The 13,030-nt window shown below is 36.5% G+C and carries 12 protein-coding genes; 6 read left to right on the top strand and 6 right to left on the bottom strand.

The features are described 5' to 3' along the window. Window positions 1–63: 63 nt before the first annotated feature. From rfbA to G7Y56_RS06295, 5 genes are all read left to right on the top strand, one after another. A complete protein-coding gene (rfbA, locus tag G7Y56_RS06315; RefSeq protein ID WP_165042003.1) occupies window positions 64–927 on the top strand; it encodes a glucose-1-phosphate thymidylyltransferase RfbA in 864 nt (287 codons plus the stop codon). A 9-nt stretch (window positions 928–936) separates the two neighbouring features. Next, window positions 937–1,485 carry a dTDP-4-dehydrorhamnose 3,5-epimerase gene (gene rfbC / locus G7Y56_RS06310; protein WP_165042001.1) on the top strand — a complete coding sequence of 183 codons (549 nt, stop codon included), beginning with the start codon at window positions 937–939 and terminating at the stop codon, window positions 1,483–1,485. Between the two features lie 3 nt (window positions 1,486–1,488). Then, window positions 1,489–2,277 carry a glycoside hydrolase family 25 protein gene (locus tag G7Y56_RS06305; protein ID WP_165041999.1) on the top strand — a complete coding sequence of 263 codons (789 nt, stop codon included), beginning with the start codon at window positions 1,489–1,491 and terminating at the stop codon, window positions 2,275–2,277. A 26-nt stretch (window positions 2,278–2,303) separates the two neighbouring features. Continuing rightward, window positions 2,304–3,302 (top strand): S41 family peptidase, encoded by a 999-nt coding sequence (locus G7Y56_RS06300; protein ID WP_255498658.1) that lies wholly within the window; start codon window positions 2,304–2,306, stop codon window positions 3,300–3,302. 77 nt (window positions 3,303–3,379) lie between these two features. After that, entirely contained in the window at window positions 3,380–5,662 is a 2,283-nt protein-coding gene (locus tag G7Y56_RS06295) for an NADP-dependent malic enzyme (RefSeq protein ID WP_165041995.1), read from the top strand. Window positions 5,663–5,861: 199 nt separating this feature from the next. Here the strand turns inward: G7Y56_RS06295 and G7Y56_RS06290 are convergent, their stop codons facing one another. The 6 genes from G7Y56_RS06290 to G7Y56_RS06265 all read right to left on the bottom strand — a co-directional run bounded on the left by G7Y56_RS06290 (window position 5,862) and on the right by G7Y56_RS06265 (window position 12,133). Further along, a complete protein-coding gene (locus tag G7Y56_RS06290; RefSeq protein WP_255498656.1) occupies window positions 5,862–7,085 on the bottom strand; it encodes a DUF58 domain-containing protein in 1,224 nt (407 codons plus the stop codon). A gap of 107 nt (window positions 7,086–7,192) precedes the next feature. After that, a complete protein-coding gene (locus G7Y56_RS06285) occupies window positions 7,193–8,167 on the bottom strand; it encodes a MoxR family ATPase (RefSeq protein ID WP_165021388.1) in 975 nt (324 codons plus the stop codon). Between the two features lie 13 nt (window positions 8,168–8,180). After that, window positions 8,181–9,575: a DUF4350 domain-containing protein gene (locus tag G7Y56_RS06280; protein WP_165041990.1), complete on the bottom strand. Its 1,395-nt coding sequence runs from the start codon at window positions 9,573–9,575 to the stop codon at window positions 8,181–8,183. After that, window positions 9,565–10,263, bottom strand: a complete 699-nt coding sequence (locus G7Y56_RS06275) for a hypothetical protein (RefSeq protein ID WP_165041988.1) — start codon at window positions 10,261–10,263, stop codon at window positions 9,565–9,567. The genes G7Y56_RS06280 and G7Y56_RS06275 overlap by 11 nt, the downstream gene beginning before the upstream one ends. 66 nt (window positions 10,264–10,329) lie before the next feature. After that, the gene (locus G7Y56_RS06270) at window positions 10,330–11,184 is read right to left on the bottom strand and encodes a hypothetical protein (protein ID WP_165041986.1); all 855 of its coding nucleotides are present in this window, start codon (window positions 11,182–11,184) and stop codon (window positions 10,330–10,332) included. After that, window positions 11,162–12,133: a stage II sporulation protein M gene (locus G7Y56_RS06265; protein WP_165021384.1), complete on the bottom strand. Its 972-nt coding sequence runs from the start codon at window positions 12,131–12,133 to the stop codon at window positions 11,162–11,164. Before G7Y56_RS06265 ends, G7Y56_RS06270 begins: the two co-directional genes overlap by 23 nt. Window positions 12,134–12,276: 143 nt before the next feature. Between G7Y56_RS06265 and G7Y56_RS06260 the strand changes: the two genes are divergently transcribed. Next, window positions 12,277–13,020 (top strand): RDD family protein, encoded by a 744-nt coding sequence (locus G7Y56_RS06260; RefSeq protein WP_165041984.1) that lies wholly within the window; start codon window positions 12,277–12,279, stop codon window positions 13,018–13,020. Window positions 13,021–13,030: the final 10 nt, after the last annotated feature.

Below are 13,030 nucleotides of genomic sequence, written 5' to 3'. Positions count from 1 at the left end.
TCAAAGAATTTATTTATAACCTTGAAAATGCTATATTTGCAGGAATAAATCAATACAGATATAATGAAAGGAATTATTCTTGCTGGCGGAAGTGCAACACGACTTTATCCCCTATCTAAAGCAATATCAAAACAGATCATGCCTGTTTATGATAAACCAATGATTTACTATCCATTATCAACTCTTATGTTGGCTGGTATCAGAGAGGTATTAATAATATCAACACCCCGCGATTTACCCATGTTCAGGGAACTTCTAGGTTCTGGGGAAGAACTGGGTATGCGATTTGAATATATAGTTCAAGAAACCCCGAATGGTCTGGCGCAGGCTTTTGTGCTGGGAGAGGAATTTTTAGACGGAGAATCCGGTTGCCTGATATTAGGTGATAATATGTTTTACGGACAAGGATTCTCGAAAATGCTTAAAGAGGCTGCGTCTCTAAACGAGGGGGCATGTGTATTCGGCTATTATGTAAAAGATCCCCGTGCTTACGGTGTAGTAGAATTCGATGATGAGGGTAAAGTAATTTCTCTGGAAGAAAAACCGGAAAAACCAAAATCGAACTATGCTGTTCCCGGTTTATATTTTTATGATAAAACTGTTACAGCAAAGGCAAAAGCACTTCAACCATCGCCCAGAGGCGAGTATGAAATAACAGACTTAAATAAATGTTATCTTGCCGAAAACACATTACAGGTGAAGTTGTTTGGACGTGGGTTTGCATGGTTAGATACAGGAAATTGCGATAGCCTTCTCGAAGCAGGCAACTATGTAGAAACAATTCAAAACAGACAAGGTTTCTATATTGCGTGTATTGAAGAAATTGCATGGCGTAACAAATGGATTGATGATATTCAACTGAAATCATTAGGAGCAAAGTCGGATAAAACAGCATACGGACAGTATATACTTAGTCTTGTTGATTAAATAAAGGATATGAAATTTACAGAACAAAAAATAAAAGGAGTTTGGGTTATCGAGCCTAAAGTATTTGCAGATGAAAGAGGCTACTTTATGGAATCTTTCAGAAAAGAAGCATTCGAACAACATATAGGTAAAGCTGAATTCATACAAGATAATGAATCTAAATCGACAAGAGGTGTTTTGCGAGGAATGCACTACCAAACAGGAGAATTCTCTCAGGCTAAGCTAGTACGTGCCCTACAAGGATCGGTACTAGACGTTGTTATCGATATCCGCAAATCCTCTCCTACTTTTGGTGAATATGTTGCTGTTGAACTGACAGAAGATAACAAAAAACAGCTATTTGTTCCCAGAGGATTCGCTCATGGTTTTCTAGTATTAAGTGATGAAGCTGTATTTGCATATAAAGTGGACAATACATATTCTCCAAAGCACGAAGCTTCTATATTATGGAATGATCCGACAATCAATATTGATTGGAATATTAACGAAAGCGAAATCATCTTATCGGCAAAGGATCAAATAGGGAAACAACTAAATGAAGCTATACTGTTCGATTAATAAATGACAAAAAGCCCAAGTCATAAAAAGAGAAAGAAGAGAGTTACTAAACGTTCTTCTTCAAAAGACTCGATAAAAAGATATATCTTTTTATTTCTGCTGGTAGCGGGTACTGCATTTACAATATTCTTTACAGTAAAAAAACTTACAGTTGAGCCAAATGATTTCGAATCGAATAAGTATTTTATAAAAGGATTAGATGTTTCACACCATAACCCTATTCTCAATTGGGAAATAGTAATGGAACAAGGTATCAGCTTCGCTTACCTGAAAGCAACAGAAGGGACTTCACACGAGGATCGTAACTATCCTTATAATTATGATTTGGCAAAGAAAACAAATATAAAAGTCGGCTCTTATCATTTCTATTCATTTGGCTTATCGGGCAAAGAACAGGCAGCTCACTTTATTAAAATAGCAAAATGTAAATCGGGAGACATGCTTCCCGCTATTGATGTAGAACATTCACCGGCAAACCCATATAGTAAAGATCCAACATATATAGCTTTAGTTATAGAAGAACTTAAGGTTTTAGAAAATGAGCTATACGAGTTTTATGGCGTTCACCCTATTATCTACACAAATAAGGACTGTTATAAACTCTATATAAAGAATAAATTTCCAAACAATTTTATATGGATGTCCGATCTGCACAAAGAACCATCGAAAGATATAAATTGGAGGATATGGCAATTCTCCCATAAAGGAGAGCTACCCGGTATTGTTGGCGATATAGATCTAAATTACTATCGGTATTCTTTTGATGAATTTAAAGAATTATTATTACCTTGACACACTGAATTATGTCTTCCCAATATATGAAATATAAATTTCTAATTATACTCTCCTTTTGCTTATTGCTTACATCCTGCTTCGAAGAAGATAAATATACTGATTCGAAAAAAGGTAACTTTGAAGCTTTGTGGAAAATAATGGATGAACACTACTGTTTTTTCTCATTTAAAGAAGTTGACTGGAATGATATTTACAGTAAATATTCTATACGCGTCAGTGAGGATATGAGTAATGATGCATTATTCACTCTATTGGGGGAAATGCTGGCTGAAGTGAAAGACGGGCATGTTAATCTGGTAGCAACTCATAATACAGCTCGCTATTGGAAATGGTTTGAAGATTATCCAGATAATTTCGACACCAAAATACAGCGAAACTATATTGGCACTGATTACAGTATTGCCAGTGGATTAAAATATAAAATATTTGAGGATAATATCGGCTACATCTATTACGAAAGTTTTTCCAGTGGCATAGGTGAAGGTAATCTCGATCAGGTGATAGGCCGTATGGCTTCGTGTGACGGAATTATCCTTGACATTAGAAATAACAAAGGTGGTTTCCTTACCAATAGTGACAAATTAGCATCACGTTTCTTCAACAAAAAAACATTGGTAGGTCATATACAGCACAAAACAGGTAAAGGGCATAACGATTTCTCAAAACCATATGAAACATACATAGAACCTTCGGACGGAATTCGCTATCAGAAGAAGGTAATAGTCCTTACAAATCGTAGCTGTTACAGTTCTGCAAATGATTTCGTCAATGCAATGACCTATGCCCCTAACGCAATCATTGTGGGCGATAAAACAGGAGGAGGTAGCGGAATGCCTTTCTCTTCCGAAATTCCTAATGGATGGTCTGTGCGTTTCTCTGCTTCGCCGATGCTTAATGCCGAAATGGAACAGATAGAATTCGGGATCGATCCTGATGTCAAAATAGATATGTCAGAGGCTGATATTGCTGAAGGTATCGATACTATTATTGAAGAAGCCCGGAAGATAATCAAGAATAATTAAGAATTTAAACAAGGCTCCTTAGCTTCTTTTTTCGTAACTTTAGATACTCTAATAATCTAAAATTACCGATCAACATTATGCCTAAAATTACTAAAGAAGCAGCCTTGCTTTACCACTCATCCGACAAACCGGGTAAAATCGAAGTTATACCTACTAAACCCCATACAACCCAAACCGACTTATCTCTAGCTTACTCTCCGGGAGTAGCCGAACCATGTCTGGAAATAGAAAAAGATCCTCAAAAAGCATACGATTATACAATAAAAGGCAATCTCGTTGCTGTAATATCTAATGGTACTGCCGTATTAGGATTGGGAGATATCGGTGCTTTAGCCGGTAAACCTGTTATGGAAGGCAAAGGATTACTTTTTAAGATATTTGCCGGAATCGATGTGTTCGATATTGAAGTGGATGAAAAAGACCCTGAAAAATTTATACAAACAGTAAAAGCCATATCCCCTACTTTCGGTGGGATCAATCTTGAAGATATAAAAGCTCCCGAGTGTTTCGAAATCGAGAGACGATTGAAAGAAGAGCTTAATATCCCTGTTATGCACGACGACCAGCATGGTACAGCCATTATATCGTCAGCGGCATTATTAGGAGCACTCGACATATCGAAAAAGAATATAGGCAAAGTCAAACTCGTAGTGAATGGAGCAGGTGCATCAGCCATTGCGTGTACAAAACTATATATGAGGCTCGGAGTCAAGAAAGAAAACATAGTAATGTGTGACAGTAAGGGTGTCATTTCCTTAAAACGAGATAACCTGAATGAGACAAAGAAAATATTTGCTACCAAGCGTGATATAACAACATTGGAGGAAGCTATGGTGGGTGCTGACGTATTTTTAGGGTTATCTGCTGCCGATGTACTCACAAAAGATATGATACGCTCTATGGCAAGCTATCCGATTGTATTTGCGCTTGCGAATCCTAATCCGGAGATAGCATACGATGATGCAATAGCTTCGCGCGAAGATCTTATATTTGCGACAGGGCGCTCCGATTACCCTAATCAGGTAAATAACGTATTAGGGTTCCCTTATATATTCAGAGGGGCGTTGGATGTACAAGCAACAGGTATTAACGAAGATATGGAATTGGCTGCAGTACATGCCTTAGCTGCTTTAGCAAAAGAGCCTGTCCTCGACGTTGTCAATTCGGCTTATGGTCTTAATAAATTATCATTTGGCAATGGATATATTATACCAAAACCTCTCGATCCGCGATTAATGACTAAAGTATCTATGGCTGTAGCAAAAGCTGCTATGGATAGCGGTATTGCACGAAAACCGATCAAAGACTGGGTAGCTTATGAAAATAAGCTGTCTGAAATGATGGGATATAGCAATAAACTTATCCGAGAACTGAATGCTCTAGCTAAAAGTAGCGAAAACAGACGCGTTGTTTATTGCGAAGGTAACCATATCAATATGATTAAGGCCGCAATAGTATCTTCCAGAGAAGGATTCTGCGACCCTATCTTACTAGGTAGCGAAGAACGCATACGAAAAATAGCGAATGAGAACGGATTAGATTTGAACGGTATAGAAATTATCAATCACAGACATATATCAGAAGATACTCGCCGTAGTAAATATGCAACAATACTAAGTGACAGAAATTATAGAAAAGGTATCCGCTTTCAAGAAGCTTTCGAAAAGTTGAACGATCGTAATTACTTTGGAATGATGATGGTCGAAACAGGGGATGCCGATGCCCTCATTACGGGTGTTTACAGCCATTATCAGGAATTTGCAGAAACGGCTATTGAAGTTATCGGCTTGAAACCGGGCTGTAATCATTTTGCTGCTATGCATATTGTACAAACTAAAAAAGGTCCGTATTTCCTTGCCGACACGTTAATCAATCGCTGGCCATCAGAAGAAGTATTAAAGGAGATCACCAAACTGACCTACGACGCTGTTAAATATTTTTCAGTCGAACCTGTTATGGCAATGCTATCATTCTCAAACTTCGGTGCAGATGATAATGGTAGTCCTAAAAGTATATCGAATGCTGTTGAGTATTTCCATGAGAATCATCCTGAAATGATAATAGACGGCGAAATGCAGTTGAATTTTGCCATGAATAAAGAACTAAGAGATAAGACATTCCCATTCAATACATTGAAAGGAAAAGATGTGAATACACTTATTTTTCCGAATCTGAGTTCAGCTAATATCTCAAGCAAACTCTTAATGGAATTGGGCATTGCAGGCGAAAGCATAGGCCCAATCCAAATAGGATTGCGCAAACCTGTACATTTTACAGATATAGAAAGTTCGGTTCGCGATATTGTAACTCTGACGGCTGTAGCTGTTGTAGATGCAATTGCGAATAGAAAAAACGAATAACTTAAATTTGAATAATGAAAAAGTAGATGTGTCATAAGTAAAATACCCTGCAAAAGTATTACTCTCTTTTGTCATTCTGAACGAAGTGAAGAATCCCGGCTCTCCATAAGAGATCCTTCTCTTCGTTCAAAATGACAGAATGATACGGAAAACTACTTATGACACATCCGTTTTTTTACTACGATAATCGCTGATTAAATCAGATTAATCCTCTCGATTTAAATTCAAGATATTTATTTATTGAATCAATTGTCAGATTTTCAGGCTTAGACAAAATAGTGTGTATACCATGCCTATTAAGTTCTTTCACTATCAACAATTTATCATTCGACAACTTCTCTGCCATTCCTCGGCGAAAAGTCTCTTCCATATTAGTTGGAGAAGTTTCCAGAATATCATTGAACTCCGAATTGAGAAAGAATGCCACCAATACTAAATGGTCTTTAGCCAAATGGCTCAGATATTTCAGTTGACGGCGCATACCATTCACTGTTTCAAAATTAGTATAGAGAATTACGAGGCTGCGTTGTGTCAACTTACGACGCACTGTAACAAATAGACGTTCATAGTCTGATTCTTTAAAATCAGTCTGTTGAGCGTATAACATTTCTAAAATACTATTTCGTTGACGACGACGCTTGTCGGCCGGAAGTATTTCATCGATATTCTTCGAAAATGTTATAACACCTGCTTTATCACCTTTATTCAAGGCTGTACTACAAACCATCAGTGTCGAATTGATTGCATAATCGAGAAGCGTCATTTCATTAAATGGCATCTTCATTGTACGTCCTTTATCAATAAGACAATATACCGGTTGCGATTTCTCTTCCTGATACGTATTTACCATAAGCTGGCTGATTCGTGCCGTAGCCTTATAGTTAATAGTGCGAGGATCATCACCTAATACATAATGCTTAATGTGATCAAATTCCGTCGCATGACCAATCCGTCGTATCTTTTTAACCCCATAGTCTGTCAATCGATTCGACGCAGCAAGCAGTTCATATTTATGCATTTCTAAAAAAGATGGGTATACGGCTACATATTTTTGTTGATCGAAAACATAACGACGGGTTACCAACCCAAAGACGCCTGTCACAAAAATATTTATTGCACCGAATAAATACACACCTCTTTCGGTAGGGCGCAGATTATAGTGAAATACCTCACTCCTATCTACTCCTAATGATGTTTTAAATATAAGATCACGTTTCTGAAACTGAAAAGGAACTTCTTCGACAATTTTGATACCTATCTTAAACGGATAATCATTTCTAATCGATATCGATATAGGATTCTGATCTCCATTAGATAACCGGTCGGGGCAATCTCTCGATGCTTTCACCCCATCCTTCTGACGATAGACTGCTACAGCATCTACAATGAACAAGATACCCAACACACCTATAAATACCAACATGAAAAGGAAAAAGGCTTGAAAAATAAAGCACAAAATAAGCCCTAACACTATTAAAGCAAGTGTCAGAAAGAATCGATTGGAAAGATACAAGCTCTTAAAGAATCGAATTATCGGGGAACCTCCGTTTTGTCTATTAGTTGACATATTATTGTGTCGGTAGAAGTACCGTCCATTTCTTTTTCGGGTGTTAATAATATCCTGTGGCGAAGTACAGGTACTGCCATTTCTTTAATATCGTCGGGAGTAATAAAATCACGGCCTCTTATCGCAGCCAAAGCCTTAGATGCGTTCAATATCGCTAACGATGCACGCGGTGATGCTCCTAATGTTATCCATGGACTCTGACGCGTAGAACTAACTATTTGTGCTATATACTCGAGTAGATGGCGCTCTACCAATACTTTCTCGATAGACTGACGTAGAGATTGTAATTTAGAAGCTGTTAATACCGGATTGATGCCAACCTCTGCCGATAACTCTCCCTTATTTTGTCTATCTAGTATTGTTATTTCATCAACAATATTGGGGTAATCAACTGATATCTTAAATAGGAAACGATCTAGCTGAGCTTCCGGCAAACGGTATGTGCCTTCTTGTTCTATAGGGTTCTGAGTAGCAATAACAAGAAATGGGTAATCCATTTTGTAAGTTGTACCATCATTTGTTATCTGGCGTTCTTCCATCACTTCAAAAAGTGCAGCCTGCGTTTTAGCCGGTGAACGGTTTATCTCATCAATAAGAACTATATTAGAAAAAATAGGCCCTTGTTTAAATTCAAATTTCGAGGCTCCCGGCATAAATATACTAGTGCCTAATACATCCGAAGGCATTAGATCGGGAGTAAACTGAATACGGCTAAAACCGACATCAATCGTTTTTGCCAACAATTTTGCAGACAGTGTTTTTGCTACTCCCGGAACACCTTCTACCAACACATGTCCGTTTGCCAAAATAGCAACTATCATCTGTTCTATTAGCTGATGCTGCCCTACAACTACACGCCCTATCTCACTCTTTATTCCTTGAACACTCTGGCTCAATTCGGAGAAATCTATTCTCGACTGAAAATCTAAATCTGACATATATTATTCTATTTTATTTATTCTTTACTGTTCTATAAAAATCTTCCAAGAGGCTATTATATTTCAAAAACATATCGTTAGGAACATCGTATAAAGTCGATATATCTTTGTAATAAGCAAATATATCATTAAGCGTGTCTTTTTCTGCTCCCGATTTAGTACTTAGCAATTGAATAAATTCACTATCGATATATTCAGTTGACATATAATAGTTCTTACGTATATAGTCCAAGAAATAAGCCTGTCGTTTCTCGGCTATAGCATGGAAATCTTTTTTTCGATAATACAGATTACTTATAGTATCCAAAAACTCGATAGAAGAATTAACCGGAGGATTTATTATAGGAATTATTCGTTGTGTACGCTTCGCTCTGAATATCATAAAAAGCAAAAAGCCGAGTAACGAAATACAGAGTGCAATAGTTAGCGGAATACTAGAGAATATTACTCTAAACATACTCTGTTCTCCCAATGCTCCCTGCTTTTGATATTCGTCCCAAATAACTTTGCTGCTGCGCGGCATGTAGGATAAACTGCGGAATGCAAAATCGTATTTATCTAGATTAAGTATATTCAGATTTGTAAATGCCATAGGAACCGAATGCAGGTAAAAGTATCCATTGCCATATTTCACTTGAAGAAATACAGATTGTCCCTTTTTATTTTGCCCCAACGCACGCACCGCCAGTTTACAGCTATCGGTATTAAAATAAGTATCTGAATAAGCATTTGTGAATGCATATTCCTCATTGGGATAATCGATTAAAGTATAAATACTGTCGCTATCAAAATATGTTTTCTCTTCTTTAATCGTCAACGTATCCATCAATAAACGAGAGAAGCCTTCGGACGATATAAATACATTATTACCCATACCTACAAAATCGAGTAAGTACTCCAAATCCACTTTATCAAGGGTGAAATCTTTATTTACAAATATATAAGCAGTTGTATCCGGAATTTCGATACCGTCATACATACTCATGGGATCATAAGTAGTATTATCCGTTATATTAGAAGTAGTTGTTACTATAACATCATCTATAGCGATATTTCCCGAATCCGAATAGCTTGTTTCGTTATTATCGTCGTATATATACTCATTATTGTTATATGAGGAATCATTTTCTTCAAACTCATAGTCAGAATAATCATCATAGAAGAAGTACGAATTGAGCGTATCTTTTAAGTTATTATATATAGGCTTCCTTGTAGACCGGATCTTATTATCAGGAAAAACAGTTTTCAATAATTCATAACTAATGTATGTTCCATAGGGATTTGTATCAGTATTGTAAAATGTAGGCACCCAGCTAATTTCCTTCTTTTTAGACGAGTTTAAATAAATCAGTCCGACCAACATGATAACAATCACAGCAATTAATGCTATCCATTTCTTATCTTTCATCGGCTAGCATTTTATTAAAATCGTTCATCTGAGAATTTACTGTAAAGAAAGCAGACTCATCCAACGAAAATTCGCCATACCATACATAATCGAATATAAAGGTTATTTCCAAAAACTTAGAACGTAATGTGTTATTCGATATTTCGTATTGATAATTATAATTCGTCTTATTCACATTCCACTTTATAATCGATTTATCTGATAGTGACTTCAAATTCCTAAGGTATAAAAAGCGAACTGCTAAACGATAATCGTTATTTCGCAAGGCATTAGCTATAAGAGTTTCAAACTCCATCTCATGAACATTCTCCGTATATATCTCGATTTCGGGTGTATCCATTTTCTTTTTACCTAATATGGCTTTAAAGTTGACACCCATCAATTTCAAAATAATAACAATGATAAGAATAACGAGAGCTACAATACCAATCCAGCCAATCAATCCCGATGATATCAAATCGCCTGCACCACCAAAAAGTTTATTGACCAGCCAAGAGAATAGTTTAGTATACCACGGTATATCAACCTCACTTTTCTCATCCAGATATTGAAAACGTTCGTCTTTCTGATACTCCTCTATAGTTGCCTTAGAAGGTATCCGAAAATCTACAGCTTCAACTTTCGACGACACTGACAATGTATCTACTTGAGATAGCAGAGGTAAGCTAAAACAGATTAAGAGTATCATTACAATACCCTTAAACAACGTCTTATTTATTTTTATTTGAATCACTTATATTATATCAGCTAGACTTTAATAATTCGTATTATTATCTTGATTAATACCAATATCATCTATTTTTGTATCCATATTAATACCTTCTTTTTCATCGCGAAGGCTATAGTAAAGCATGCCCAACGTTATAGTAACAAGGGGAGCTACAAAGAAATCTCCAACATACGCTATTAGTGTTGTAATAAAAATATAGGTATCACTGGCAAAGGCATCCAAACCAAAAACAGCACCTATACTCGCAAATAGCAATGGAATAGAGAATATCCCACTAATAATGGCAACGACTATTACCACTAGAAGCACATACAAGAATACAGACCACCAATTACCCTGCACAAGATAATAGCTACGCTTAAGGCTACCAATAACAGTTTCGCCTTCGTTGATATACACATATGCATAAAACATACACGATACAGCAATAAAAACACCCGGTATAAGACAAAGCATTGTTCCTACTGAAACACATATCATATATACAAGCTGGCATACGAATACAGGAAAAATAACTTTTGAGAATCTCGACCAAACAGCAGCCGAATCTACTTTTCCATCCACAGCATCGATATATTCCGTCATATAACTGATTACATAGGTCATCGAGAATAGAGAACTCAAACCAACAGCCAAATAGGCAAGCAGCGTATCCGATCCATAGGCACCCAACATCTCTAATGGAGAAACTCCACTTAGCCGCCTCTGCAACTCAAACGTATCAGGCATTATATAAGCGGCAATTAATAACAGAGGTATAAAGAAACTGATTCCTTTACATATTGCACCATAATTCTGCTTCGCAAAGGCTAGAGCAGCTTCAATATTACGACCAAGATCTCTTGTTTCGAAAAGATTAATTTTCTGTGATTGTTTCATTCAATTTTCTATTTAGATAATAAGGGTAATAAAAAAAATACCATATAATAAATAATGCTGATAATATTATTATAGTAAGATTAAAATATACAGGCATGTGAGTCAAACGAGTAAGAAAACTCTCGATAAATCCGGCAACAAGAAATACGGGTATTAACCCAACTACTATTTTAAGAGCGTCTTTAGCTGCCCGACGTAGTGAATCTACACGCTTATAACTTCCGGGGAATAGTAAGCTGTTACCTAATGCAATACCAGCACCTCCTGCTATTACAATTGCAGATATTTCGAGTGTTCCATGCAACCAAACGGACAAAAGTGATGTTCCTAGCAGACCGTGTTCGAAAAAGAAATATTGAAATGTACCAAGCATTACTCCGTTAGAAAAAAGAACAAAAACTGTTCCGACTGAGAATAATATTCCATATATAAAGGCATAGAATGATACCATTATATTATTCGTCGAAATCATAAAAAACATTGGTGTCTCCTCCTGGCTTTTATATATAGCCATCGGATCGCCACTCTCTATATTTTCTATAGTCTGATTTACATAAGCTTCGCCAAGAATAAGGTTTGCAAAATCTGAATCTTGCTGCTGCGAAAAAATTCCGAGCAGAACACCAGCAAACATGAACAGAAATGAATAAAGCATATATTTTCTGTATCGATACATAATAAGAGGCAGTTCGATTTTCCAAAAACGGGCAAAGCGACCTTTCTCTCTCTTACGATGTTTATAGATATCAATGAAATAGCGAGCGGCAAGCTGATTCAAATATTTGACAGTTTGCGACTTCGGATAGAAAGTACGTGCATAAGACAAATCGTCTGTAAGCTCTATAAAGTTATCTGCTAAAGTTTCGGCCGGAATATCTTTATCCTCATTCTGGCTATCTATTTGCTGCCACTTCTCTCTATTTTCTTTAATGAATGCGGCTTCTCTCATCTAATATAAGTGTCGTTTTTTTTAAATGATTGCTCCACAAATATAACCCTTTGTCCAAAAAGAATAAAGAAATACTCGAATAATCGTATAAAAAATATAAATTTGCCCTATGATTAAGTTTTTGGGCTTTTTAATTTATCTGTATGCCAATTGAAGTACAAACGACACAAAATGTAACGATAGACTACGAACCCGCAGGTATTGGATACCGGTTATTAGCATATATGGTCGACTGGCTTGTGATCATTACCTGGTTTGGAGTTTGGTTTGGAATACTTTACAATATATTCGATTTTAATTCTGGAAATCTATTCGGTTCCGAACTCTTCTGGTTATTCCTTTCTATAATAGTTATTGGCCCTGCATTCTTTTACGATCTATTATTCGAAACAATGAATAATGGACAAAGTCCCGGTAAAATGTTGTTTAAAATCAGAGTAGTCAATATCGATGGCACGCCCCCTTCACTCGGAGCATACCTGATAAGATGGTTGTTCAGACCTATAGACTTTTCGATGACAGAAGGTATTCTCGGACTAATAATGATTGTTGCCACAAAACGTTCACAACGCTTGGGAGACTATTTAGCCGGTACAACAGTTATAGACCTGAAAGTAAACTCAAAAAACAGAGAATTGAAAATATCCGATCTCGATTTCCACGAAGACTATAAAGTTAGTTACACGAATATTCTGGATAGATTGTCAGACAAAGATGTGCAAACTATAATTGCGATAACGGAAGATGATAAGATGAAAGATAACGATTACTTCAATAAACGTCTTGCTGATAGAATAAAAGCCATAACAGGCTATACTTACGATGGACCTGATAAAGTTTTCTTGAAAAAAGTAGTTAGTGACTATAACTACCTTTCTTTACAATAGCCAATCTCTT

Source organism: Dysgonomonas sp. ZJ709 (assembly GCF_011039195.1).
GTDB lineage: Bacteria > Bacteroidota > Bacteroidia > Bacteroidales > Dysgonomonadaceae > Dysgonomonas.
The sequence above is the reverse complement of the archived record's forward strand: the minus strand, read 5'-3'. Positions and strand labels throughout refer to the sequence as shown.